27 protein-coding genes are annotated in these 26,449 nt (G+C 35.3%); 22 read left to right on the top strand and 5 right to left on the bottom strand.

The window, feature by feature from the left end:
* The first annotated feature begins 221 nt into the window (after positions 1-221).
* From ABN763_RS04390 to ABN763_RS04310, 17 genes are all read left to right on the top strand, one after another.
* Positions 222-1,271 carry an alkane 1-monooxygenase gene (locus tag ABN763_RS04390; RefSeq protein ID WP_410484215.1) on the top strand — a complete coding sequence of 350 codons (1,050 nt, stop codon included), beginning with the start codon at positions 222-224 and terminating at the stop codon, positions 1,269-1,271.
* Between the two features lie 390 nt (positions 1,272-1,661).
* The gene (locus ABN763_RS04385; RefSeq protein WP_410484214.1) at positions 1,662-2,321 is read left to right on the top strand and encodes a hypothetical protein; all 660 of its coding nucleotides are present in this window, start codon (positions 1,662-1,664) and stop codon (positions 2,319-2,321) included.
* Positions 2,322-2,327: 6 nt separating this feature from the next.
* Positions 2,328-3,869 carry a hypothetical protein gene (locus ABN763_RS04380; RefSeq protein ID WP_410484213.1) on the top strand — a complete coding sequence of 514 codons (1,542 nt, stop codon included), beginning with the start codon at positions 2,328-2,330 and terminating at the stop codon, positions 3,867-3,869.
* A 35-nt stretch (positions 3,870-3,904) separates the two neighbouring features.
* Entirely contained in the window at positions 3,905-4,309 is a 405-nt protein-coding gene (locus ABN763_RS04375) for a hypothetical protein (protein ID WP_410484212.1), read from the top strand.
* Positions 4,291-5,598 carry a hypothetical protein gene (locus tag ABN763_RS04370; RefSeq protein ID WP_410484211.1) on the top strand — a complete coding sequence of 436 codons (1,308 nt, stop codon included), beginning with the start codon at positions 4,291-4,293 and terminating at the stop codon, positions 5,596-5,598. Before ABN763_RS04375 ends, ABN763_RS04370 begins: the two co-directional genes overlap by 19 nt.
* Positions 5,599-5,609: 11 nt before the next feature.
* Positions 5,610-6,014, top strand: coding sequence for a hypothetical protein (locus ABN763_RS04365; RefSeq protein WP_410484210.1), 405 nt, complete (start codon positions 5,610-5,612; stop codon positions 6,012-6,014).
* A 602-nt stretch (positions 6,015-6,616) separates the two neighbouring features.
* Positions 6,617-7,111 (top strand): hypothetical protein, encoded by a 495-nt coding sequence (locus ABN763_RS04360; protein ID WP_410484209.1) that lies wholly within the window; start codon positions 6,617-6,619, stop codon positions 7,109-7,111.
* A 199-nt stretch (positions 7,112-7,310) separates the two neighbouring features.
* Complete coding sequence (locus tag ABN763_RS04355; RefSeq protein ID WP_410484208.1) at positions 7,311-7,526, top strand: hypothetical protein; 216 nt, start codon at positions 7,311-7,313, stop codon at positions 7,524-7,526.
* Positions 7,526-7,783 (top strand): hypothetical protein, encoded by a 258-nt coding sequence (locus ABN763_RS04350; protein WP_410484207.1) that lies wholly within the window; start codon positions 7,526-7,528, stop codon positions 7,781-7,783. Before ABN763_RS04355 ends, ABN763_RS04350 begins: the two co-directional genes overlap by 1 nt.
* A 157-nt stretch (positions 7,784-7,940) precedes the next feature.
* Entirely contained in the window at positions 7,941-9,788 is a 1,848-nt protein-coding gene (locus ABN763_RS04345) for a hypothetical protein (RefSeq protein WP_410484206.1), read from the top strand.
* Between the two features lie 217 nt (positions 9,789-10,005).
* A complete protein-coding gene (locus ABN763_RS04340) occupies positions 10,006-10,326 on the top strand; it encodes a hypothetical protein (RefSeq protein ID WP_410484205.1) in 321 nt (106 codons plus the stop codon).
* Between the two features lie 10 nt (positions 10,327-10,336).
* Positions 10,337-11,479: a hypothetical protein gene (locus ABN763_RS04335; RefSeq protein ID WP_410484204.1), complete on the top strand. Its 1,143-nt coding sequence runs from the start codon at positions 10,337-10,339 to the stop codon at positions 11,477-11,479.
* Positions 11,480-11,585: 106 nt separating this feature from the next.
* Positions 11,586-12,404 (top strand): hypothetical protein, encoded by an 819-nt coding sequence (locus ABN763_RS04330; protein WP_410484203.1) that lies wholly within the window; start codon positions 11,586-11,588, stop codon positions 12,402-12,404.
* A 175-nt stretch (positions 12,405-12,579) separates the two neighbouring features.
* The gene (locus ABN763_RS04325; RefSeq protein ID WP_410484202.1) at positions 12,580-14,067 is read left to right on the top strand and encodes an ArnT family glycosyltransferase; all 1,488 of its coding nucleotides are present in this window, start codon (positions 12,580-12,582) and stop codon (positions 14,065-14,067) included.
* Between the two features lie 98 nt (positions 14,068-14,165).
* Positions 14,166-14,651: a GyrI-like domain-containing protein gene (locus ABN763_RS04320; RefSeq protein ID WP_410484201.1), complete on the top strand. Its 486-nt coding sequence runs from the start codon at positions 14,166-14,168 to the stop codon at positions 14,649-14,651.
* 20 nt (positions 14,652-14,671) lie between these two features.
* Positions 14,672-15,136 carry a hypothetical protein gene (locus ABN763_RS04315; RefSeq protein ID WP_410484200.1) on the top strand — a complete coding sequence of 155 codons (465 nt, stop codon included), beginning with the start codon at positions 14,672-14,674 and terminating at the stop codon, positions 15,134-15,136.
* A gap of 127 nt (positions 15,137-15,263) precedes the next feature.
* Positions 15,264-15,704, top strand: a complete 441-nt coding sequence (locus ABN763_RS04310) for a hypothetical protein (protein WP_410484199.1) — start codon at positions 15,264-15,266, stop codon at positions 15,702-15,704.
* An 87-nt stretch (positions 15,705-15,791) separates the two neighbouring features.
* On the opposite strand, the gene ABN763_RS04305 is transcribed toward ABN763_RS04310, so the two are convergent.
* Together ABN763_RS04305 and ABN763_RS04300 are read right to left on the bottom strand one after the other, a co-directional pair.
* The gene (locus tag ABN763_RS04305; protein ID WP_410484198.1) at positions 15,792-16,529 is read right to left on the bottom strand and encodes a slipin family protein; all 738 of its coding nucleotides are present in this window, start codon (positions 16,527-16,529) and stop codon (positions 15,792-15,794) included.
* Between the two features lie 146 nt (positions 16,530-16,675).
* The gene (locus ABN763_RS04300) at positions 16,676-17,707 is read right to left on the bottom strand and encodes an alpha/beta fold hydrolase (protein ID WP_410484197.1); all 1,032 of its coding nucleotides are present in this window, start codon (positions 17,705-17,707) and stop codon (positions 16,676-16,678) included.
* 208 nt (positions 17,708-17,915) lie between these two features.
* Between ABN763_RS04300 and ABN763_RS04295 the strand changes: the two genes are divergently transcribed.
* The gene (locus ABN763_RS04295) at positions 17,916-19,034 is read left to right on the top strand and encodes a sensor histidine kinase (protein WP_410484196.1); all 1,119 of its coding nucleotides are present in this window, start codon (positions 17,916-17,918) and stop codon (positions 19,032-19,034) included.
* Complete coding sequence (locus ABN763_RS04290; RefSeq protein ID WP_410484195.1) at positions 19,031-19,723, top strand: LytR/AlgR family response regulator transcription factor; 693 nt, start codon at positions 19,031-19,033, stop codon at positions 19,721-19,723. Before ABN763_RS04295 ends, ABN763_RS04290 begins: the two co-directional genes overlap by 4 nt.
* A gap of 89 nt (positions 19,724-19,812) precedes the next feature.
* On the opposite strand, the gene ABN763_RS04285 is transcribed toward ABN763_RS04290, so the two are convergent.
* Entirely contained in the window at positions 19,813-20,532 is a 720-nt protein-coding gene (locus ABN763_RS04285; protein WP_410484194.1) for a LytR/AlgR family response regulator transcription factor, read from the bottom strand.
* 3 nt (positions 20,533-20,535) lie between these two features.
* On the bottom strand, positions 20,536-21,615 hold the full coding sequence (locus tag ABN763_RS04280) for a sensor histidine kinase (protein WP_410484193.1): 1,080 nt from the start codon (positions 21,613-21,615) through the stop codon (positions 20,536-20,538).
* Between the two features lie 221 nt (positions 21,616-21,836).
* Between ABN763_RS04280 and ABN763_RS04275 the strand changes: the two genes are divergently transcribed.
* Both ABN763_RS04275 and ABN763_RS04270 read left to right on the top strand, forming a co-directional pair.
* A complete protein-coding gene (locus ABN763_RS04275; protein WP_410484192.1) occupies positions 21,837-22,817 on the top strand; it encodes a hypothetical protein in 981 nt (326 codons plus the stop codon).
* The gene (locus tag ABN763_RS04270; protein ID WP_410484191.1) at positions 22,807-24,594 is read left to right on the top strand and encodes a DUF4440 domain-containing protein; all 1,788 of its coding nucleotides are present in this window, start codon (positions 22,807-22,809) and stop codon (positions 24,592-24,594) included. The genes ABN763_RS04275 and ABN763_RS04270 overlap by 11 nt, the downstream gene beginning before the upstream one ends.
* A 127-nt stretch (positions 24,595-24,721) precedes the next feature.
* On the opposite strand, the gene ABN763_RS04265 is transcribed toward ABN763_RS04270, so the two are convergent.
* On the bottom strand, positions 24,722-25,603 hold the full coding sequence (locus ABN763_RS04265) for a winged helix-turn-helix domain-containing protein (RefSeq protein WP_410484190.1): 882 nt from the start codon (positions 25,601-25,603) through the stop codon (positions 24,722-24,724).
* A 222-nt stretch (positions 25,604-25,825) separates the two neighbouring features.
* On the opposite strand from ABN763_RS04265, the gene ABN763_RS04260 reads away from it, so the two are divergent.
* Complete coding sequence (locus ABN763_RS04260; RefSeq protein WP_410484189.1) at positions 25,826-26,386, top strand: YceI family protein; 561 nt, start codon at positions 25,826-25,828, stop codon at positions 26,384-26,386.
* Positions 26,387-26,449: the final 63 nt, after the last annotated feature.

Here is a 26,449-nt window from a genome sequence, read left to right as displayed (position 1 = left end):
TTTACTTTTAGCTTAAAATTGGCTATTTTGTTGATGATAAACCAAATTGTAGATAAAATAGACCTTAAAGACGTCCTTTTTATAGGAAAGTAATTTCTCCCCTTTGAAGGGAGATAAAGAGGGGTGTCTAGTTTATATGGTTGTTATTTACGTTAGTAATTGGGGTAGAGGGTTAACGCACTCCCTCAAGAAAGGGCAAAAACAAATCAAGATATCTTATTATGAAAGATCTGAAATATCTAGCTGCATTTTCAATTCCCCTAGTAGCGTATATTGGGATATGGCAACAGGGAATCTGGAGTTTTCTAACCCCTGTTTATGTCTTTGGATTGATTCCTATTATGGAAACCCTCTTACCGGTCGATACCGAAAACTTGGATGATGAAGAGCGCGAAAGCAAGAAGAAAAGCAAGATTTTTGATTGGTTATTGTATTTAAATGTGCCCATTGTTTTTGGTTTGATCGCGTTTACCTTAATTCAAGTGACCACAAACAGGCTGGAACTTTATGAAATTGTTGGCCTGGTATTTTCATTGGGCATCGTCCTAGGATCAAACGGGATTAATGTGGCGCATGAGCTTGGACACCGATCACTTAAACATCAGCAATTGTTGGCGAAACTGCTATTGATGCCCTCCCACTATATGCACTTTTATATTGAGCATAATTTTGGGCATCACCTGTTAGCCGCTACTGAGGAAGACCCTGCAACGGCAAAATACAATCAAAACCTATATTCATTTTGGATTACCTCCGTTTTCAGACAATATGTAAGCGCCTGGGGCATTCAAAAAAAGCTTTTAAACAATAACAACAACAGCTTTTTCAGTATCAAAAACGACATGTTTTGGTATCTGTTATTTCAGGCGGCATATCTCATTTCGTTATTTTTTATTTTTGGATTAGCCGGACTTCTGGTTGGTGCTGCAGCCGGTATTGTTGGCTTTTTGTTGTTAGAAACTATCAACTATATTGAGCATTACGGACTGCGCCGTGCCAAAAAAGCATCGGGTCGTTATGAACGTGTTCGCGAGATACATTCTTGGAACTCTAACCATGTTGTGGGCCGGGTAGTGTTGTATGAGCTCACCCGTCATTCTGACCACCACTACAAATCGTCTAAAAAATATCAAATTTTGGACCATTATGATCAAAGCCCACAAATGCCATTTGGCTACCCAACGTCGATGGTGCTTTCTACGGTTCCGCCCCTCTGGTTTTATATCATGAATAAACGTGTACCGGAAGAGATGAAGGTGTTGGCAGTTTAATGTCTCCTCTAGCTTAGTTTGGAGGCCACTACATCAACTCATTTATCTCATTTTAAACACCTTAACGATTTTTTTGAACCACATACGGAAACCCTATTACAATTAACAAGGATTTCCCTACATTTCAATATCCCTTAGCGCAGACTATTTTCGGTCTGTTTTTCCTTATGATTTATTAAGTAAATGGCTTTTGAATAGAGAGCCCATGTGTTTTGCATTTCTTTTTGTAAACAAGTTGTAATCAGGAACTAGATTTTACAATTAATACAACCGGGAGGAAGTAATAAAAGAAAGAACAAAAACTACCAACAAAATATAAAGGAAATAGTACTCTGCAGAAGATTACTATTCATATTCTAGATGTGCTCAATAATAGAGAAACAATAATGTATGAAAGATGAACTTGAAAATTCACTAATAAATTCTATTGGCAAAGAAAATTTGGAAAATATAGCTATTGATTATGGTGAGATTGCTTTAGATTCTTTGATAACAAACAACACCTTGAAAGACATTCCTGTAATAAATACAGTTATAGCTATCGCAAAAACGGGCCTTAGCGTTAGAGATAGTATTCTTATGAAGAAGATCCTATTGTTTTTATTTGAAACTAAATCAATGGGATATAAAGAAAAGAAAGAGTTTATGGCTTCAGTAAATTACGAGAGTAAATATAGAACAAGAGTAGGGGAACAGCTTATGATTTTTCTAGATAAAGTTGATGACTTTGAGAAGCCTAGAATAATCGGAAGACTATTCAAAAATTTGGTAAACAAAAACATTAGTTATGATCTTTTTTTAAGATTATGTTCTATTACTATCAGATCATTCACACCTGACTTCAAGGAGCTTGCAAGATTTAGTGCTGGAAAGGAGATTGAAACTTATTCTATTGAAAACTTGACAAATCAAGGTCTTTTAAGTGTGGATATCGAGAATAAAGAAAAAAAGAAATTGACTTTTAAAGGAATTGAGGAAAAAAGTAATCCGAATCTCAAGTATAAGATGAATCAGCTATCGGAATTGTTTTTGAAATACGGATTAAGCTAACCAAATATGGATAAACAAGATCACAAGTTATTAAATCAAACTATTCTAGCTCTATTTCCGAGAGCGGAAAAATATAGTGAATTTCACCTTGAAAATAGTTTTGTTGACATAGCCAACCTATCGACTTTACTTTCAATTCCGGTAAATCAAATAATATACGGGAGGAGAGGCACTGGCAAAACACACTTATTTACTTATCAGTCCTTTAAACTTAAACAAAAAGGAGCTATGACGGTGAATATTGACCTAAGAACTGTTGGCTCTAATGGCGGGATATACGGTGATAAAAAAACATCTTTAAATGAAAGGGCATCAGCATTGACTAGAGATGTCCTAATCTATACAATTAATGAATTCTTAAATTATGTCTTATATACTAAAAAAGAGGAAGTTGTATTAGAAGATTTTGAGGAAATATATGAACAGTTGCATCAAGCAATTAACCAAATAGAGATAGTAGGGACTTTACAAAGTAATCAAAATGAAAAACACATAGAACTTAACGAAAACCAAGAATCAAAGGAAAAAACTACAGGTAATATAATTAAGGGCCGCCCTTATAATCGCATCAGCTTTCCAAGTATCAACAAGCTTTTTAATAAACTAATAGAAATAATGAAAATAGATTCTATTTTTATATTTCTTGATGAGTGGAGCGAAATTCCAATAGAACTTCAACCTTATTTGGCAGATTTACTTCGTAGAACTCTATTTCCCATTAAAAAGATATCACTTAAGATTGCAGCAATTCAATATAGGTCTAATTTTATCATCCAGAAAGATTCTCATAGTTATATAGGGTTAGAGCTAGGTTCAGATATTGCAACATCAATAGATTTAGATGAATTAGTCGTGTTTGAAAACAACTTTGATACATCTCGTGATTTCTTTTCTAGATTTATTTTTAATCATATTACTAATCAGGGATATAATAATGACATTCTTCAAAAATATAGAATAACAACCTCAAAAGAACTCATTGACATTATGTTTTCTGATCAGGATGCATTTGACGAGATTATAAAAGCCTCAGAGGGGAATCCAAGAGACGCAATCCAGATTCTCCAAGAATCAGCAATGAAAGCAAATGGGTTTAAAATTTCTCAAGAACACATTAGAGAAGGAGCTAGACAATTCTTCAACAAATCAAAAGAATACAATGTGAGAGCTAGAGAAGACGCCTATCCATTCCTTCAGTGGATTATTAGAAGCGTAATTAAGGAGCGGGGAGTAAGAGCTTTTTTACTAGGAGCTTCAAGAAGAAATGAACTTATTGATTTTCTGTATTCCAATCGCGTACTACATATTATTAAATCAGGAATTATAGACTTAGATAATCCTGATAGGCGATATAGAGTTTATGCCATTGATTATGGATGTTATATTGATCTTTTAAGGGCAGATAAAGCACCTCAAGGATTATTATCATACAAAAATGAGAGAAACAATGTTAAGTACATTAAAGTGCTAGAAAACCAGTATGGACCGTTGGTTCTTGAAAGAGCTGTATTAAAGTTGGAAGAATACAGAAAATCAATGAATAAATAAAGTAATAGATGATTAAATAAAAAATCCAATTAATTATGTTTTCAAAACAATACTTCAATTTGGATATCGATTCGGAAACCATAAAATCTGATTTAAACGATATCTTACTTTTTAAACATTACACGTTTCTTTTGCGGTGGACTAATAATACGGAAATTGTTCTTCTAGGGCTACTAATAGAGGTTAACGGAAATTTACACTCTTTGATAGGTCAACCCATATCAGATTTTGATGGAGCAATTGCCATACCAATTGGAAATCTTGATACGGACGATTTCAAAATTCATTTTAGGATTTACAATCCAAGCACGACTGTGAAAATTCCAAAAGCTAAAGTTTTTATTATCAATGATACTGATAGTAAAGTTCATAAAACAAAACCCGCTGGAAATCAAAAAAGAGCATTAGAACCTAAAGCGTTATGGCAATCAAAACTTTAAGTAAAATTCAGTTATTATGTTTATTTGTTTTAACCTTTTCTGTTGTAAAAGGTCAAAATGATGCACCCACAAAAAATGATTTACCGTTAAATTATTTATATAGTTCTTACACGGGATTAAATGCAGATACTAACATATTTAATGATGTTAGTCTCAATTCATTTGAATTGCTTAGCACAAATATTCAATTTTCGAAAGATGATGATTTACAGAAAGTTGTTATTGCCCCTTTTCAATTGAACAATATTTCAGCAAATGAAACTTACGCTGATAGTTTTTTGAGAAACACAAAATTAAATCTGGCCCAAAAAAACGGCATATCTACATTGGGGTTAGGTTTTACCTGGGATAATTCAATGCATAATTCAAAAAGGGGAAGGCGTATAGGAAGAGAAGTCATTCAGGCTAATGCGATCCGCTCAAATGAGATAATTAATAAGGAATTTATAAGTGTACTTAAAAAGGATATTGAGTCAAGCAAAAATTCTCAGGGTATTTATAAGTTATCTGAAAAAATGATTTCTTATCTAAATTCAATAGTGCAACTTTTAGAAGCTCAACCAAAAGCTGGCTTTATTCCATCTAAAGACAAAAAAGACTTTGACAGGGATTCATTAACAATAGATGATTATCTATATTATAAAGACTTATATAAGAAGTATTCTGAGAAATCAAAAAAGATATTAGATAGAGAATTAGCACTTGAGTATTTCAAAGCATTACAAGAAAATAGCGTCAAAATTACCTTCGGTGGTAATTTATCTTACTTTAATATTTTGAGAAGTGATGATGTTGATTTAGACAATGATAACCTTAATGATAACGAGTTTAGTTTAAAACAACAAAACTTGTCGTTGGGTTTTACGCATATTGTTAATGAATGTTGGGGATACAGTATTACAGGGTATTATTTAGAAAAAAGAGCTGCCGCTGAAGCAGAAAATGACCTGCAGCCATATGTTGGCTTAAGTGCTGCTATAGGTTTTAGGACTTGGATATTGGATAAGAATTACAAAAGCAGTAAAAACTACTTAGAAAGTCTTTTTGTCCCGTCCATACATACAGGATTCGCTTTTGAATATTTAGACTGCAATGCAGATGAAAATGGCAATTGCGCAGACGGCGTGCTTAAAACCACAAGCATAACGCCATATATTGAGTTCAAGATGAATCCAAAAAATCAATTCAGATTAGGAATACCAATTTCCAGTAACGAAAGATTAAATGCAGACAAAGCCGAAGTAGGACCTTTTATTCAATGGAGATTGCAACTTACCGGAAAAAACTAAAACCAAACACCATGGATATTTTTAAGAACATTGAATTTGTAGGAATGCTATGTATGGGTGCTTTTGTAGGTGGGGTGTTAAACTATGGCCTTTCTAAAATAAAAGACGACAATTCATTTAGCAAGATCGTCACTACCATTTTTGGCGCGGCCTTTAGCGGGGTTGTTTTTGTGTTCCTCGAAAAATTGGCAGACAACCCAAGTGTTGATTCCAGGCAAATTTATATGTACCCAATAGGGTTGATACTGGCACTGTTATGGGCACAAATTCCAAATACAATCGAGAAAAGAATAAAAGCCGAAAATGTATATGTAAAAGTAATAGGGATCATCCATTTTATAGGAGTTTCTGGAATCACCATATACCTGATTTTTAAAATTTTTGCTGGTGATAAAATAAACACCATGTTACAATAACAGGCTTAGTGGCGGCAAGAGTATCATATTATAACTACCAAAATCAATAAAAGATGCTGAATAAATATTTTAAAAATATATGGCTTTTGGAATGGCAAGATGACGTTTCATTAATAGAAAGACTGGTAATTATGGTCATACTATTAAGTCCTTTTTTAGTATTTATTCTTTACCTCGTGTTAAATTAAAACACGATAGCATTAAATAGCTCATTACAGTGACACTCACTGTAATGAGCTATTTAATTTTAAATTGCGATGCTTGATGCAAAAAACCATATTCAAGGCTTTCGTGGTATTTAACATACTGATTAAAACACCTCAACGATTATTTCCTCCCACTTACGGAAAACCATAGTGTGCCCGGCAATTATTTTCATAGATTTAAACATCCCTTAACACAGACTATTTTCGGTTTGTATTCCTTATAGTTTTTACGAATAATTGGCTTTTTATAACTGCCAAAAGGAAGTGTATGTCTTTATATACATTTCTGATAATAAACAACAAAACTGACTGTTATCCGGAAATAATCTCCGGATAAAAATGCAATCGTGATTGATATAACAAGTTGTACACTATTAAAATCTCTCAAACATATAGATGGCTGAAAAACTAAAAAGAAAAAAGGCAAAAATTAAAGAACTTGATAGAGCTCTGAAACAGTCTACTAAGATTTTACCTGTAATAGTCGGAATTTTTGCTTCATTATTAGGAGTGATATCAACTTATCAAGAAATAAATAAGAAAAACGAAACCCAAAATATTGGAACTCAAATAGAGAATTTAGATGATATCTCTAAAGATTTGAAAAACCTTCAAACATTCGTAGAAAGTCAAAAGAAAAAATTGATTTCTGAAAATGAGGCTTTGGAGAATCTAAAGAAAGAAAAAGAGAACTTAAAACCTATAATAGAAGCTGATAAAAAAATATTGGAAGCGGTGTTTTTGGAACAAGAAAAACGTCAACGCAAAGAAGTTTGGTATGAAAGAGCATTCGGTTTCTTTATTGGAATATTAAGCTCTTTGGTAGCTTCATTAATATTTATTTGGATAGGTAGAAAGAGGAAAGTAAAGAATGAAAAAGATTCTGAATAAAATGAAAAAAAATAACAGTGCACAACAATGGCTATAAGTAATTGCTTGTTCTCGCCTTCAACTGAAAATCCGTGAGGATTTTCAGTTTGGTGTGTACTTGCAAGGTTTAGTGCTAAACCACGCAACTACTTATAGCCGAGATCACTTGCATGCACTTAAGCAAAACATAAACCAAATAAAAAACAGAATAAAATAGTAAATGGAAGGAACTTGGACTTTAATAACAATAATCGCTTCTACTGTAGTTGCAACCGGTACAGTTCTTGGAATTTACTACACGCACAAACGTAAAGCTGAAGAAAGAATTAAAGACCTTGAAACAAAAATCAGTCATCACGAAAAGTTTATTGAAATTTTAGAAAAGAAAGCTCTGAAAGCACTTGATGACGAATTTAGTAAGGAAAATAAAGCGTAATGGAACAGAATACTCTACAGACGGACAGAAGAATTAAGTTCTTGCTTTACAAAATCAAGAATGATACAGCGACTAAAGAGGAACGAAATGAATATTTGGATTTACTTTTTCAAGGTGGGTATATTAACAAATTGGAATTTGATAAATATAAAAAGGAACTGAACGGAGAAAAGTCTGCCATTGGAGAAGCATTAGTTGGAATTGGACTTGCAGTATTGGTAGGAACTCTAATCGCAAAATTATTTGAAAAGGAATAAAAACGACACGCCAACAATGTATAACCGCAATTACGGCAGATTCGAATACGTCCGAATCCACTCGGAATTGCTAATGTCAGTATTAAACCGAAAATTAAAGCATGTAAATCCGTAACTGGACTTTAGCCGCAAGCAAAACTAACGAAACGAAAACAATATGAAGTTAGAAAAGATATTAGACAAATTAGGCTCACTTGAAAAGAACTCATTCATAAAAGTTATTGATAATATCATTTCCAAAAATCCTGAAAACAACAAGGAAATTGAGAAAATTTTAAGTTCAGCAGATAAAGGACTAAAATCTGTAGACAGCCAAAATATATCAAAGATTTTTTCGCTAACTCAAAACGAATTTTACAATTACTTAAAATCTGAATTTCAAGATACTTCTTCTCAATTAGACATTCTAATTGACATTATTATTCGTGATGGAAACTGCATAATGAAACAGGACTGGTTTTCGAGATTGTACGACAATGAAATCAAGCATTTAGAAAGTAGATTAAAACAGCTAAAATCTGATTTAGACAATGACAAATCGGAACTTTCGGAATCGAGAAAACGAGATTACAAAATCTATAATTATTGTTTAAAAACTGCTTATAACAACGACTTAGTAAACAATAGAGAAGCCAAAATAACTTTTGACGAATTATCAATACTTCTAACACTTTCAAAATCGTTAGGACTTTCTCAGGAAGAGGTCAAATTGATTAATTACACAATTGTTCCAATCAAAAAAGGTGAAATACTCGAAATAATAAATAGTCTTAAAAACATTGGTGTAATCTTCTATTCTAAAAAAGAAAACATTGTTTATGTGGCAGACGAAATGGTTAGACTTTTAAGAAAGCTAAGAGAAAAAGAAGTTGGCGACAAGTTCCTAAGAAGAACTTTAAAAATAATGCGTCAACCAACCATAAACCAAATTTCTAAAATTCACAACATTGACAGAAAATTAAGTCAAGCAGATAAAATTAAGGAAATAATAAAAGAGGGCGTTAGAATTAGAGGGATTTTAGAAAATGACATATACAAAGAGGGAACAACTCTAACAGAAAAGAAAAAACAACTTTCAGAACTTTGCGAAAACGGTCTAGGTATAAAACCTTTAAAAGGCAGTACGTTAGACGACAAAATTGATAGTCTGATTTCTCATTTTGAGAATATCGAAAAAGACGAAAAAGTTGGTATTTCAATTGACGGTTACGAAAAAATGCTAATCGAATTAAATAACTCTTTACCAAAATTAAACAAGCAACTTAAAGACCAATTTGAGTTGCAAGACGAGTTTGTTTTGAAGGCTAATTTTCTCTTAGACTACAACATTAAACCAAGAGATATTTTGGACTTAATTGTTAAAGAAGACTTAACTAAATTCATAAAAGAAAACGGAATTAAGCAACGTGGAGACGATATTTTAAACGTTTTAGAAAACTACAAAGATGCTGAAAATCTTTACCTTGAAAATTATGAAAATGTTGCTTATCGAAACTTAAACGAATTAAAAGAAAATGGAATTTCAATAAAGGAAAGTGAATTAGGGCTAAAATTTGAGGAATTAACTAAAACGATTTTCTCAAAATTAGGATTTAACGTGAACGAAAAGCTAAAAAAGTCTACTAACACAAGTAAAGACCAAATTGATATTTTGCTCAACATTGACAATAACGAAGTTATAATTGTTGAATGTAAGACAAGTAAAGAAAGAGGATATAACAAGTTTAGTTCTGTATCAAGACAAATTAAATCGTACAGGAAATTAGCCGAAAGTAGTAACCTTAGAGTAATTAAAACACTTCTGGTCGCACCTGAATTTAGTGATGATTTTATAACCGATTGTGAAATGGATATGGAAATGAACTTATCATTAATTACAGCTTCTTCTCTAATGAAAATATTTGAGGAGTTTAAAATATCAAAACACACAAGTTTACCTCACGTACTGTTTAGAGATATTGTAATTAACGAACAAAGAATAATTAAAGCCTTGAAGAAAAAATAGCCAGTGGCTAACAAGGTGTATGATTAATAGCGGTTTAAGTAATAAAACGAGAGTATAAACGTAAAGCAAAGGTAAGTGGAAAACCGAAAGGTTCGTGAGTAGAAACCTGCTACTACTCATACACAAGCCCGTTAACTATCATAAAAGAATTCAAAAACACATTTTTTGGTATTTCTGATATTAAATAAGTGTATAATTAAAAACCATATAATAAACCATGGACAAAATAAAGATATATGTAGAAGCTGAAGAAAGCGAGGATATAAAAGCTGCGCTACCACTACCAAATTTTAAGAAAAAAATTGGTAGAATGCTGGAATTAGAGAATGATTTGATAGGGAAGCAAATGGAATCACAAATTTCTAGTCTGGCAAAAACGATTTCAGACGTGAAAATAAGTTCCAACAAAATAAAAATCAAAGATGTCAAGCTTTCCCTCGGGATTACGGCTTCTGGTGAGGTAGGCTTATATACGATAGCAAAGGGAGGGCTTTCTGGGACTTCAAAAGTCGAAATAACGCTTGAGTTCAAGGAGTAAGCGCTATTAAATGAGCAAGGAAAAAGCAATAGAAATACTTGAAAGCCTTCAGTATAATTACAAACAAAATGAATCCTTCGATGGAGACGGAGGGTATATCCATAAGGACATATCTTACAACCTATTTAACTCCTTAAAACAAAAAGGAATCATTCCTACAGCTGTATCATTTGAAGTATTTCAATCTCAAATTATAGATACCCTACCTATAACCCACCCATTAATAGCAAAGAGTAAATACCTGAATCCTTTTTGGGCAAAGGTTTTAGAGTCAAGAATTCTTGATATTGAAAAATCAATTAATTATCGATATAGGACGCAACTTTCTGGAAACTATTTGCTCGGGTCTTTGCCTTTTGGACAAGTCAATGGGTTTGCATATAATATTCCCAATAATGATTATATTCTAATACTGTTATCAGATGGGACTTTTGGCTTTTTAAATCAAATATCCAAGGCAATTGCGCAATGCTTTCCGCTGAGTAAAGAAGGTGATTCCATTATAATTTCTAAAGATGAGGTGTTAGCCTATGTCACTGAAACACCGGAAATAATTAATAGATTTTTTGATCTTATTTGGAACTATCTGTTACACCAAAGCCCATTTAATTCAGAACAGTATTCACCTAAATCAGAGACCTATTTTATATATGATAATTTAAGAACGGCACTTGAGACGTTTATTTTAGGTCATGAATTCGGCCACATTATTAGAGGGCATTTTGATACTTCTAAGTATAAAAATAATGAAAGAACTAAACTCGTTTTGAATAACCTAAAAGAATTAGAGGCCGATAATGTAGGGCTAAATATCTGTCTAGATGTTTTGATTGATAAGAATGTTGGCACCGCAATTGGTTTTGCAGGAGCCGATTTTTTCTTTACTTCTATGATGTTAGTTGAACGATCACTTTCTTTACTAAAAAATGGTTACGTCGACAACACCTTAAATATTGGTGAAACGCACCCTCCTTTTTTATTAAGAAGACAACATTTACGAAACCTATTTCGTATTGCAGATTTAAATGAAATAGAAGAAAGCCTTGATTTCTCCTATACCCTAGAAGCAATAATAGAAATTGTTTGGGATAAAATTCAACCTTCATTGTTGAAAGCTTATAACGAAGGAGTAAGGCCGAGCTCACATTGGTAAAAAAGCAATGGCTAACAGCGTCATCAGTAATAAAGGGTTGAACTTAAAAACTACCTAATACTGATTAGCAGGACAATTAGCCGTAATTTTAACCAAAACAGCACCTATGAAATTAGCATTCATCCTTTTTTGTTTAGCATTTACCCTAGTAGGGTTTTCCCAACAGTATGATTCCGTTATCACCGAAGAAGAACATATTGATGCCAACAACGCGATTTACAAAACAGGGAATGTTTTTGTGTACGATTATGAAATCATCCTAAAAGGCAAAAAATATAAACTGAAAACAAACAATGGGATGTTCGCCAGTACTGATTTTGAGCTTACCGCAAAAGAATCAGATAGTATTGCTGTCAATCGCATTCATTTAATTGTAACGCCTGTTGCTGATAATGAACGAAGCAATGAAAACCAAACACAAATTTCCTATTTACAAGAACCGGTGTATGCATCACTATCGTCTACCGGAGCTGTTGAAAATGACAAGAATGTTTGGATCCACCCGATTAGAAAAGGCTTTTTCAACGCTTTAGAAACAGCACCTTTTCCTTTTGTTAAAAAACCTTTGATGATAGGTTCCAAATGGACAGACCAAATGAAAATTGGACAAGGCTGGGCAAATGACATGTGGGGAACATGGGAAGGGCAACTACTGTTAGACTACACTTACGAAATAGTGGACAAAAAAAAGATGAAGACAGCTATTGGAGCCATTGATTGTTATGTCGTGGAGAGTACTGCTACATCCAATATTGGTACAACCAAACTCACCAGTTATTTTTCTAAACAATACGGATTTGTGCGATTGGAGTATGAATTATTAAATGACCTAACAATAAACATGTGGCTGATTGATTTTCAAACGGAAAAACAATTCAACGATCCCTTGACTTTTTTTAAGACGAAAAAATACATCAAGCAATAAAAACAGCATAGATGTATGCTTGTTGCTAACCAGCTCAGTTACATTTTCTAAAAGTTATCTTGTTCTTACTACGTATTCGGTATCCTAGGCGAATATCGTTGAATGGATTCATTTTTGAAGTTGCATTTAATAACTATCTTTCCCATAGGGATTACTCAAAACAACCAAAAAACGGATGAAAAAATACTGGCCAATTATTGTTATTCTGTCCATTGTTAAACTGTCTATTCAATGGCTGGGAAATAGGAATTATGGCTTTCATCGTGATGAGTTATTGCATTTATCAGCCAGTGAACATTTGGATTGGGGCTTTATGGAATTTCCACCACTTATTGCCTTTTTCGGGAAACTGTCGTACTGGCTTTTTGACTATTCGTTGTTAGGCGTACGCCTTTTCCCAACCCTGGCGGGTGTTGCCATTTTAATACTCTGTTGTTTAATGGCTAAAGAATTGAAAGGCTCATGGCCCGCAATACTGCTTTCCGGACTGTGTATTCTGGCATTCTTACCGTTTTACAGAAACCATACCTTGTTTCAGCCGGTAGCATTCGACCAATTATTCTGGACCCTTGGGTTTTATTTCCTCATTAAATACATGAACTCCAAGCACACAAAATTCCTGCTGCTGCTGGGAGTCACTCTTGGTTTAGGGGTACTCAATAAATACACTATGTTGGTGTGGGCCTTTGGCGTATTGGTAAGTCTGTTTTTTTATGAAAAAGGCCGTCTTTTTAAAAATAAGTGGCTGTATATTTCAGGACTAATTGCGTTACTCATTTTCTTGCCCAATATTATTTGGCAACTACAACACGATATTCCCTTGCTGAGGCATTTAGCAGCCTTAAATGACAATCAGCTTGACGAAATAGGATATGCACCATTTATCTTGGATCAGCTGGAAATGATACCAACCTTTATCATGTTTTGCTGCGGCTTCATTGGCTTGTTATTTAGTAAGTATTTAAAGGCCTACAAAAGTGTAGGAATTGCAGCAATCGTTATATTTTTAACTATGTGGATACTCAAGGCAAAAACCTATTATGTATTTGCGTTGTATCCGGTTGTATTTGCTGCAGGCGCTGTTTTTGTGAGCAATCTTTTCAAGAAAAGACCGGTTTTTACCTATCTAACGGCAGCCTCTGTTTTTATTCCAATGGCATTTTTTATACCGGACCTTACACCCATTTTGCCCATTGAAAAATATGTGGCCTATGCAGGCATCGAAGAAAAAGATGGCCGATTTGAATTAACAGGGGACTATGCCGATATGTTTGGTTGGGAAGAACAAGTTCGGCTCGTAGACAGTGTGTACAACTCGTTAAGTCCGACGGAGCAAAAAAACTGTGTTTTATGGGCAGAGAATTATGGGGAGGCGGGTGCCCTTAAAATATTGGGTAAAAAATATAATTTACCGAACCCAATAAGCAGACACGGCAGTTTCTGGACCTGGGGGTATGGAAATAAAGATGCTGAGGTTTGGATAAGCCTAGGAAATGAAACACCTTCGGTAGCATACGTTTTTGAAGAGGTTGAGCTGGTAAAAATAATCACCCATCAATATGCCATTGGAGAAGAAAATGGCATTCCGCTATATATATGCCGAAAACCTAAAATAGATATCGAGAAGTGGTGGGATGATTATGAAGCTCATATTTTTGATTAGTCCATACCCATTTATCCCACTTGACCAAGATCATTGCCTCTTGACACGAACTGTCATTTCTTTAAGGGAAATTCATAAAACTTTTAAAGAAAGAAATCATGGCAGTACTCACATCAAACATTATACAAACAACACTCCCAAAACGCACAGTAGCCTACATAAGTCATACGGGTCCTTATAAAGGCGATACCGAGCTTTTTGAAAGCCTATTTAATAAGGTTATGGCCTGGGCTATCCCTATGGGTGTATTAAACGATCCGCATACTCAATCAGTCAGCATATATCAGGATGAAGATGTCCCTGAAGATCAGCAAACTATAAAAGTTGGTTTTACGGTACCTGAGGATACGGAGGTAGAAGGGCCCATCGAAAAAATGGAGCTTCCGGCTGGGAACTATGTGGTAGGTGCTTTCAAGCTGCTCCCCACCGAATATGGCGATGCCTGGAACGAAGTATACGAATTTGTATACAAAAATAACCTCAAGCCGCTATCGGGAATCATGTATGAGTCGTACAAAAATGACCCAAGTACCCACCCAGAAGGCAAGCATCTGGTTGATATCTGTATCGGGCTTCAGGGATAATTCTTTAAAAAATAAATACAATGAAAACATTAATTAAATCAGTCGGTTTTGTGCTACTCGTGCTATCGACTACAATAGTTTTTGCGCAAAAAAGCGTTGGAGAAAAACAAGGAATGTGCAAACAAGGGACCAACCCAGAAATTATTGAATTGAAAGGGGTTGTAACCGAATTAAAAAAGGGTCCTTGCGAATACACCACCGGGCGATCACTTTCAGGAACGCATCTCTTTTTGACTACTGCAGACAACAAAACACTAAACATTCACTTAGGTCCGACCAGTGAGGTTTCAAAGTTTGTAACCGATATCAAAGGCAAAAATATTGTGGTAAAAGGCTTTCGTACTGAAATGCTTCCAGAGGAGCACTATATCGCAAAGCAATTAGTGATCGACGATCAGGTTACGATCCTAAGAAATGAAAAGCTAAAACCGTTTTGGGCCGGTAGAACTGGACGCGAACGCTGGTGTTGCAAACAAAGCCGATAAAGCGGCTTAGAAGGTAAAACATGATTAGCCGGGAGTAAATTATTCTTGATGAACGATTCACTTGTGGAATGCACTTCTGGCTATTATGCTTATTGCCTGTGAAGCGTATGAACTAAAAACTAACAAAATGAAATTATTAATTAAAGCCATTGGTTTTATGGTATTAATGCTGCTTGGTACAATTACCATAGTACAAAAAGAAGAGAAAGAACGAATGGCAATAAACAAGGAAAAAACAATACCAGAAGTGATTGAGCTAAAAGGAACCGTAACCAGTTTGGAACAAGGCCCCTGCAAATTTACAAATGGGGATTCTATTTCTGGAACCCACATTTTTCTAACAACAGCCGATAAGAAAACAATGAAGATTCACTTAGGTCCAACTAGTGAAGTTTTAAAATTTGTGGAAAACACCAATGGTAAGAACATGGTCATAAAGGCCTTTCATACTAATAAGCTACCATCGGGGCATTACGTTGCTAAAGAACTAGTGATTAACAACAATATAACGGTACTAAGAAATGATGTACTACTACCATTTTGGACAAAAAGTAAGGATAGGTCCTGAATAATCCAGAGTGCTATAGATGAAATAGAGGGCAGCTAAGCCAAAGGTTTCTGGGGTTTAGTCTGCCTGTTTAGATGGTAAGAATTTTCATTTCTTTTTATTTCTTGGCAATACTTCTTCAGGGAACGGGAACAAGATAGTCGAGTTTTTCTCTGCCGCAATATTCGACAAGGTTTGATATAAACGGAGTTTGATGGCCGAAGGCGATTGATCTATTTTCTTACCAGCTTCCAGTAACATATCAGCAGCCTGTTCTTCTGCAGTCGCCAGAATAATTCGCGCTCTTCGAGATCGTTCGGCCTCAGCTTGATTGGCCATCATACGGCGCATATTTTCAGGTAGCTGGATATCTTTAATTTTCACATCGATGATTTCAATACCCCATTCCTGGGTTTCTTGTACCACGATCGATTTGATATTTTTACCCATTTCTTCCCGTTTCGATAAAATAGTATCGAGCTCCACCTTACCGCATACATCACGTAATGCGGCCTGTGCCAGTTGAGTGATGGCAAACTTATATTCTTCAACTTCCAACACGGCTCGTTCGGGATCGTTAATCTTAAAAAAGACCACCCCGTCAATGCTACATGGCACATTGTCTTCGGTCATCACTTCTTGTGATACAACATTGATGGTAATTACACGAACATCAACAATTTGTACCGTTTCTACAATAGGAATAATCCATCGAAAGCCCGGTTTTAGCGTTTTGATGTACTTACCAAATCGGAATTTTAAAGCTCTTTTATACTCAAAAATAATGCGCACCCCGGCCAGTAAAAAGATACCGAACAGAATGGCGGTTAACAACAGTGGGTTCATAAAGCAAGATTTTATTGTTAGAATTATTGACACTAAACAAAACACCAAAAGACGAACCTTGGCCCGTGTTTATGGTGTTAGGGTTCTTTATAAATATCTGCTAGAAACACCTTATATGAAATGATAAATGTCAACCCTGCAATGGGTTAAGGCATTACAATCTCATCCTTCGATACCTTTAAAAGCCTTGTGACTTCATTGCAGATAATCATCGCATTTTCCTTCTTGGTATATATACTGTTATGATTGCCTTTGATAAAAATGAGCTTACTGTTGGATGAAAGATCAGCAAAATCTTGGTACATCTGCAATGTTTTAGTAAGTCGCTCTTCTGGATTGATACCTCGCTTTATTAAAAACTCAGGATTATGATTATCCGTTGCAAACACAACAATTGGCAACGCACCGAAATCACTTACTTGTCCTGATCGTTTTAACCCTGAAAAATAGTGTTTCATTTCTTTAATAAAACCACGAACATATTTTCCGTTCATGGAAAAGTCTAGCATCCGGGTATTGATGTTTTCGGGTAAGCCTTCTCCAGCTAGTAAAGGCCCGTTAATGCGGTCATACAACCCCAGCACGCCTAAGTCCCCTAAATACCCTTGTGCGTGTAATGATCGTATATACCACTTAAATTTTGAGGATGTTTCGGTTGGTAAACCCAATCGTTCTACCCGTTCAGGGTGGGTCGCATCAATAAAAACTAATCCCATAACCTCATCGGGGTAGAGTTCGGTAAAAACCTTTATAAATGGTCCGCCAAATGAATGTCCTGCTAAAATATAGGGTGGCGATTCACCGGCCTTTTTCAACAGAGTATGTAGTTCGCGTGCAACGGTTTCAGGGTCTCTAGAAGTATCGCTTAAGTCGCTATATCCGATTCCGGCTCGGTCATAGCGAACCACGCGTATACTATCTTTAAGTACCTCGCTTAGCCAATGATAGTGCTCGGTAGGTAGGCCCATACCACTTTCAATCACCAAGGTTGGTTTGTTGTTTTGTACTCCTTCACTATGTATGTGAAGTTTGAAGCCACCAACATCGACCATTTTTCCCAGAGGTTCATGCTGCTCAGAACCAACCAATCTATAGGTGAGTCCAGCAATAATAATGAGGACTAGAATGATACCGATTACCTGAGCGATACGTTTTAAAATACTAAGAATTGTTTTCATTTAGATTGTTTTTGAGGAATTCAATTCAAACATAAAACCCAGGATTATGCCCGGATAATTAGTTTGATGAGTCCTGAAAAAAACGTACTACAAAAGGTGCAATTTCACATGAACATGATTCATCTAAAAAACAATAGTGTTTGACTCGGAAACCATAGTGTTGGTCAAAAAGGTTGTTAGCTGCTTTGTAGCGCCATATTTTTGTTACATGCGACGTTTTCTTCTAAATAATTACACCTCATTAATCAAGGCGGGAGTAATCACCCTTGGGTTAGCGATATTGCTTAATAAGGCTGGCTTAATTATTGTTAATCCTGATGTCGTTTCTAGACCGGTTGCTACCGTAATTAATATCTTAAGTGTTGTTTCATGCCTACTATTACTTTCTTTTTTAATTAATAAGTTTTCAATTTATAAAGTCTTAGGGGTATTAAGCTTATTGTTTGCTGCAACTTTTGCAGAACTATACATACCAATCGAGAAGAACCCCTTTACCATCCCACTACTAATTCTATTTTGGCTAGGTGCTGTCCATCTCCTTATACCGGAGTTTTTTAATAAGTACAAGCTAGCCATTTTTGCTGTGTACACTTTGATTATTCTGTATTATTACTATTTCTTTTTTAACCAAGCACCAGATGTTAAAGGAAACTATCGGATTAATTTTTCCTATATTCTGCTCATTCCTATTCCGGTTTTTGTTTCTTTATGGATATATGAGCAATGGCGTTGGCTAAAAACGTTAAGAGCCGACAAAGCAAAAGCCGAGCTAGCACTGCTTAAAAGTCAAATTAATCCGCATTTCTTCTTTAATACCTTGAATAATCTTTATGGTTTAGTTGTAGAACAATCTGATGACGCTCCCGAAGTGGTTCTTAAATTATCGGATATGATGCGCTATACGATTTATGATGGCAGAGAAGATAGGGTGTTGTTGAAAGATGAAATAAGGTATTTGGAAAACTATATTGACTTGCATAAAATTCGATATCAAAAAAAAGTAGAAATTACATTTACTCACGAGGTGGAACCCGACATAGAAGTAGTGCCTTTATTGTTTATAATTTTATTAGAAAATGCATTTAAACACGGAGTCGAAAAAATGAAAGATGATGCGTTTATTCGAATGCGAATGGCATCTCGCGAAAAGAAACTTCTTTTCAAAATTGAAAACAGTTTCGACAAATCGGCTGTAAAAAAGGCCGGGGGCATCGGTTTAGAAAACTTAAAACAAAGATTGGACTATTTATACCCGAATCGTCACGAATTGCTGCTTGAAGAAACAGAAGCTACCTATATCGCTCAGTTAAATCTTGAAATATCATGAAGTATTGTATTATAGACGATGAACCTATTGCACACAGAATTATAGAAGGGTACTGTAAAAACCTTTCTTATGTTGAGAAAATGGGAAACTGTTATAATGCTTTGGAAGCGATGCAGTTTATGAACCAGAACAAGGTTGACCTTATTTTTCTGGATATCAATATGCCACAATTATCCGGTTTTGACTTATTAAAAACGATGCAGCACCATCCAAAGGTTATTGTCACTACCGCGCATAAAGAGTTTGCTTTAGAGGGATACGAACTCAATGTTTCTGATTACTTACTAAAACCTTTTTCATTCGAGCGTTTTCTAAAAGCAATGAATAAGGTAATGGACCATAAGAATGAAATACTGGTTTCGGATTCTGAAAAGAAGAAGCACAGTTTTTTTCTAAAGGGCGATAAAAAACTACATCAAATACATATTGATGATATTTTATTTATTGAAGCATATGGAAATTACACCAAAGTGTTTTTAACTGATGAAATGATCGTTTGCCACGAGAAAATATCATCTTTCGACGCCTTGCTGCCAGCTTCTGATTTTTTAAGGGTGCACAAATCATTTATTGTGGCAACCAATAAAATAAAGATCATAGAAGGAAACCGAATAACAATTGAGGAGCACCTTGTGCCTATTGGTCAAACATATAAGCATGGGCTAAAACGACTTTTTGGAAGTGATTAATTCGGTTTGTTTTCAGCGGTGTATTTCGTTCAAAAAAGTTCATTAGAGCAGTTACCATTAATGAAATTAATTACGATAAAACGAACATATTAAAATATATGTATTTGTAAACGACGTAACGCTTCTTGCTTATATAAACGACCAATTGGAAGTGCTTTTTTACCAATAGTAACCTGCGTTTGTGTAAAGCTGGTTACTTTATGCAAAGCCACAATATAAGAGCGGTGAATTCGAATGAAGCGTTGGGGTGGCAAACGATCCTCCATAGCACTTATTGGTTTTAAGGTAGTCACTGTAGCATTTTCGGTATGAATACGAATATGGTTTTTTAAACTTTCTATATAGCAAATGGTATCGAGATTTACTTTTACATTCTCCTTATCCGATTTCACAAAAATAAAATGATCAGCTTTCTCAATAGCTATTGGTTGCGAAGGTATGGTATGCTGTAAATGGGCATTCGAAATGCGAAATACCTTATCAACAGACTGTAAGAAGCGCTCAAAAGCGATCGGTTTTAATAGATAATCAACCACATCAAGTTCAAAACCTTCTAAAGCATATTCTCTATATGCAGTACATAATATTACATGTGGCCGCTTTTTAAGGGATTTTAAAAAAGACAGTCCGTTAATTTTAGGCATCTGTATATCTAAAAAGATGAGATCTACCACATTTGATTGTAGAAAGCTAAAAGCATCCATAGCATGTTCAAACCGACCTATCAATTCAAGGTTTTCGATCTGCTTTAGGTGATTTTCAATTACCCTAGCCGCTAACGGTTCATCATCTATTATGATACAGTTCATTATTTAATCTAAATAGAGTTTTAAATTAACTAAAAAACTATCGTCTTCCGCGATGTGAAGCGTATATCGGTCTTTATACAATAGTTCTAATCGTTTTTTTACATTGATTAAGCCAACCCCTTGGGAAGTTCGGTCCTCTTCTCCTATGATCTGTTCATTTACCGCTTGGGTTGGGTCGATGCTATTTTCTATTTGCAAATGAAATTGTTTTCCATCAACCAAAAGGTTGCAGCGTATCCAAGGTGCTTGCGTATGCTGACTAGCACCATGTTTAAAAGCATTCTCAATAAAAGGCAATATTATAAGCGGAGCAATACGATGTGCCGTAAAATCTCCGGAAGTTTCATACGATAGACTAAGCTTATTCCCATAGCGCAACTGTTCTAAAAGAATGTAATCGTTTATATAAGTAAGTTCTTTTTCTAATGGAACAAGAGGTTTATTGCAATCGTACAACATATAGTTTAGCAATGACGACAGTTTAAGAACGACATCTGGTGTTTTTTTTGATTGTTCTAAGGTTAGGGCATATAAGCTGTTTAAGGTATTGAATAGAAAATGTGGATGTAACTGTGATTTTAATAACTTCAGTTCGGCTGCTGTTTTTTCTTGTGCCAATTGTTGCCGAGACCCTTCAGTTTTATACCAGTGCTGTACCAATTTTATAGCGGCGACTAATGTGGTAATATTAAAATTGATAGTAATGTCGTAAAATACTTTTACCGTCCAAAAACCTGTGCTCAACCCTTCTGGGTAATTGATAGGATATATTACGTAGTAGGTAACCGCCCTATTAATAAGCCCCGTAACTATTAACCCTATGGCAAACCAAATCAATGAAGCAGCATATTTTTTTGGAAGTAGTAATTTGGGAATGATGTAATACAGGGTGAAATAGCTCATCAATAATTTGGCGGGTAAGTAGTAAAGCTCAAACAGGATGGTTTGCACTACATCTTCATTATAAGCCCCCCAGGTAGCCACATTATAGAAAACAAAAAATCCCCAAAACAATAGGTGTCTGATAATACGTTGCGTCGTATTACGATAACCAAATAAGGAAAGGAGTTTTTCTGATTTCATACATCAATAAACGTCTAAAATAGACAATGGATGTGAAAACGGTAATCACTATTGACGAACAACCCGTTAGCTGATACAAACAACCTGTTGTTATATGCTGACACCTTTTAAAAAAGATGATTGGTTGTCGATATGATCATATCATGATTAGGGCATTTTTTATGAAATGATACAGCGTATTGTACTAGGTTTGAGTGAGTTTAAAATCAAACGACGAATAGATGAAGTATGTTGCAAGCCTAGTTGCGCTACTATACTGCTGTATTAGCATTTCGCAAACAACCACTATCCCATTTGAACTAAATGGAAAAATATCCGATGCCGATATTGTTTCGGGCACGGCGTCTGAAAACCCTTTTAAGCAATTCATTGGGGAATGGACACTTAAAAATGATACATGGATTCAAAACTGGGGATCAACCACTGATACCTTAATCATTGCGAAACATCACACAATTGCGAGTCAGATTAATACCGAAAACAGCCTCTTGCAGATTATTGATGGCCCGGCCCCAAACGGACATATTTACTGGGTTTATAATCCCAACACCAAAGTAGTAAGTCATGTATCAAGCTTTGGCTCAATTCGCATTGGGAATGGCAGTGGAGGTTTTGACAAAGATGGAAACCTGCACTTAAAAGTTCATTTTGAAGGGGAGGTAGCAGGCACTTATCGAATGTATACCTATACCTGGATTAGCCGGAACGAGTATGTTTTGAATTCCATTCAATATGATAAAAACGATACCCGCACAGGAAAGTTTTACAAAGGCACTTTTATACGTATTGACCCTGCTTCATCCCTTAAAAAAGAAATAGAAGGCTTGCTAGCCGTGCTTGATGACAATAGTATTACTAAGGAAAAGCAGCTTACTGTTTATGATGAGCATATCATCCACATGGCTCCTAATCATAGTGCTATAGCCAATAAAAGAGATCTTTTGACTTATTTAAAACAACAAGCAACTTATGGACATGCTGATATGAAACATGAGATCATAGATTTTGCAAAACACGGCGCTGTGATTATCATGAGAGGAAAGGTAAGAGGAAAGTTCTACCCAAAACACAAGGAGGAAGCAACTGTTTTTGAAACCAAAAACCAATTTATACTGAAACGCGTTAATGGCGAGCTCAAAATATCAAGTGTTATTTATAATAATACCCCAATTGGAATAAACAGATTCAAATATGAAAAGTAATATCTCAAAGCGATTACTATTGAGTTTCATTGTACTCTTTTTAATGGGCGAAACCTATGGTCAACTATCTATTAAAAAGAAAGAAAAATTAATAGAAAAGCTTACGCAAGCACATCAAGATGTCATCGCTAGCGCCACGAATAAAGACTTCACTAATATGTCTAAATATTATACTGATGAAACGCTGTTTATAGCAGAATTTCATCCTCTTATTATAGGCAAAAACCGCATAGCAAGTTACTATGACAGTATATACAATCGTCAAACGATTAAAAAATATAACCGCATAACTAAAGACATTTATGCATTTGAAGACCGCGTTGTAGAGTGGGGTGTTTTTGACAAAACGTTCGAGCAAAATGACGGCGAAGCATATACGCTAAACGGAAAGTTTATAAACGTTTGGAAGCTATTAAAAAATGGTGCGCTGCAATTACTATCGCAACAATGGAATTATGACCATAAAATAGATGAAGCCATAAATTTACGGGTGGCAGTAAATGGGCTGCCTTTGCGATATAAAACATTGGCCGCACAAAATGTAGAGAGGAGTCTACAGCATGAACTTAATGCCTACTATGCGTTGGGCGCGGAAGCTGTTAAAAAAAGAGATCCGCTTGGTCGATTACATTCATACCGTAAAGATGGGGTGTTTCTTGCCCCGCACGGAGAAAAGGCTAAAATAGGATATAACGCAATCAAAGAATATCTCATTGGATACAATGCAGGCAAGGTTACTATCGATAGCATAGCCGTAGGGCTTAACCATATAGAGGATTATGGTAAACACCTTATTAAATATAGTTACTATTATGTTGAAGCCTCTGGAGATGACTGGACCTATAAAGGACAAGGAATGGGTACAGACTTTTTAGTACGTAATGCCAGTGGAAGATTGCAACGTATGTGGCAAATTGGTGGTGAACAACCTGTGCCGATAGAACCCATACCTGCAGAAATTGAAGCGTATCATAAAATGAGCGTAACGAGTTTGGTTTCTAATGATGCTTCTTTGAGGACTGACTATTATGCCGATACTAGCTTCTTAATGGGTGAGTACCAAAAAGTATTACAAGGAAAATCGATGATTGAAAAGTATTACAACAAGTTTTTACAGCGCTTCACCATAAATACATACAAAAAAGAACGCCTTGAACTCCTTAATCTGGGAGATTGGAAAGTAGAAACCGGAACTTTTGAAATGGAGCTTACCCAAAAGGACACTAAAGAACGAAAAAACTACAAGGGGAAGTATCAAAACATATGGAAGCGTCAAGAAGGATCGTGGAAAATTTTTGCAGAAGCCTGGAACTATAACCACCCCATAGATAATTGGGCAAAATTCAATTTTCAAGATATTCCAGCCTATAACCAACTCAATACTACACTAGCAAAACTCCCCTTACAAGTCTTAGCATTGAATGAATTGGCTGAAGATTTTATAAGTGCTCATGATCATGTAAAATGGGAACAGCTGTACGACAAAAAAGCGATGCTTTTGTACAGTCACTCGCCTTTGTATAATGGAAAAAAGGCCATTTCTGAGCATCTAAAAACACATGTACAAACCTTACCCACCTTCAATAAACTAGATATCGGTAGCTTCTACCTTACAGAGCTTGACAATTATATAATTGAATTGGGAAATCACTATGCTGATTGGAGCCATGGCGAAAACAGTGGTATTTCAACCGGTAAAAACATTAGAATTTGGAAAAAGTGTACTGATGGACGTTTAAAAATCTTTAGACAAACCGCTATGTATGATGCAGATTAAGAGCGGGGTTTTATCTACAATATATCCATCTCCTCCCAATAGTGATCTTTAAGTTGCTTCAGTCTAAATCTCCCCTCGAGGGGAGAAACAGAGGGGTATCCTCATAGCACAGAAAACAACATGATCACTATTCAACCTCCAGCTTGTACCCAACCCCATGAACGTTGGTTATTTTAATAGTGGGGTCTTCTTTTAATTTTTTACGAAGTTTTGAGATATAGGTGTCCAAGCTTCGACCAACAATAACTCCGTGATCTTCCCAAACGGTTTTGGTTAATTCTTCTCGCTTAATAATCTCATTAGGACGGTTCGCGAAAATGACCAACAGCTCACATTCTTTTTTTGAAAGCGCAATGGTATCTTTTTCTTTCGCCAGTTTGTTTTGCTTCGGGTAAAAATGAAAACTTCCTACGGTATACACATCAATATCGGTAGCTTCGCTTTCTTCTGATGAAGTACGCAGTCTTGTAGTATTATTTTTACGAAACCCAACAATTAAAAACACCAATAAACCAGCTGCGAGTCCTGCAATAGCCAATTTGCTTTCTGACACGGCATCTGCTTCCTCAATAAATTGCACCTCTATTTGGTGGCAGGCGTTCGCTACTTTCCTGCCGGAACATGGCACAATGGTTTTATTTTGATTAAAGTTCATTTCAAAACTATAGCTCACCTCTTGATCTTGGCACCTAATGACTTCAACAATATAGTTTTTAGATAACCCCGCTTTTTCAAAATTCTTATCGACAATAGCCACCAGTGAATCTGGCAAAAAAGCCAGTTTCCCTTCAAAAGAAAGTTGGTATTGTAGTGCATTAAGTTGAACGACGGGTCTAATGATTGAGCTACTGTCTTTATTAGACAATAATAGTTCGTTCCCAACCTGTCGTAATGCGATTTTTACACGTTCTGCTTTCGGATTACTTTTTTCCTGTTCAAAAGGAATAGCCCATGAAATGGTAAACAAGCAAATAATCGCAGGAATGATATAGCGTAGTTTCTGACTCATTGTAGTTGCAAATAACCGATTTCTAACTGAAATTTTACAACTGTTGACACTTCTTTTACACTCTTTTGACATTTGCTAGGCCAGTACCATTTTAGTTTTACTCGATAATCGAGATTTAATGCTCAGTCCCAATAGCTATCGGGATGCCTCGAAACACAAATTATTATTTAAACGAATGCCTTATAGGCTTGCCTGTAGGGAGTTATTAAAAATCAAAAAACTATGCGAACAGTATTTTTTATTCTTACCCTAAGTATCTATTCATGTATTAATGCGCAATCAAAACCTGCTTATGAGTTAGACACCACAAAAAGTGTCATTTATTGGAAAGGCTCTTATTCATTTCAATTTTCAGAACACAACGGTACGGTACAATTTAGTGAAGGAACATTACAAACCATGTTAGGTAATGTCGTGGGCGGTGAATTTGTTATTGACATGACCACCATAGATAATGAGGATTATCGTAACGGAGACGGTCCTGTAAAACATTTAAAGGAACCTGATTTTTTTGATGTTAAAAAATTCCCAACAGCTAGATTAAAGATCACAAAAGTGGAATACCTACCCGAAGAAAACCAACACCGAATGCTCGCCGATCTTACCATTAAAGGAGTGACCAAAGAACAGAAGTTTTATGCTCAGCTTGATGGCGCTAAAAACACCTTTAATACCAGATTTAAAATAGATCGCACCCGTTGGGGAATCACCTATAATAATAAACTAAAAGATCACGCAATCTCTGATGCTATTGAGTTTGATGTACAATTAGTTTTTAAATAATTATGATACAGCGTAAATAGTGAACTGGACAATTATTCATGCTTTTTAGAAGTCTTTATCATT

This window comes from Spongiivirga sp. MCCC 1A20706, from assembly GCF_046524175.1.
Taxonomy (GTDB): Bacteria; Bacteroidota; Bacteroidia; order Flavobacteriales; family Flavobacteriaceae; genus Spongiivirga.
Note: the sequence above shows the minus strand (reverse complement) of the source record. Positions and strands in the feature narration are given on the sequence as shown.